At 46.2% G+C, this 407-nt stretch carries 1 protein-coding gene; it reads right to left on the reverse strand.

The annotated features are described in order from the left end of the window. Positions 1 to 407: HYR-like domain-containing protein (locus LBV24_RS15115; protein WP_449667986.1), on the reverse strand; the 407-nt coding region annotated here is incomplete at both ends.

Below are 407 nucleotides of genomic sequence, written 5' to 3' on the forward strand. Positions count from 1 at the left end.
TCAACCGTAAGATCTGCAGGAACCGTGAAGATAGGAGCAGTAGTATCTACTACGGTAATAGTCTGAACAAGCGATGTTGTATTGTCACAAGCATCTGTCAACGACCAAGTACGCGTAATTATAGATTCGTTATCGCAAGCACCGTCAGCTACGCTGTCCGTATAAACCGCATCCAATCCAGCCGAACAGTTGTCCGCTTCGTCTGTAACGTCACCAGTAATTGTAAGGTCGGTCACGTCTACGTCACACTCAACCGTAAGATCTGCAGGAACCGTGAAGGTAGGAGCGGTAGTATCTACTACGGTAATAGTCTGAACAGCAGACGTTGTGTTACCACAATCATCGGTAGCAGTCCATGTTCTAGTAATTGTTTTAGTATTGCCACAAGCATCAACAACCGCATCGCT

Origin of the sequence: Winogradskyella vincentii (assembly GCF_020166345.1) — a bacterium.
GTDB lineage: Bacteria > Bacteroidota > Bacteroidia > Flavobacteriales > Flavobacteriaceae > Winogradskyella > Winogradskyella vincentii.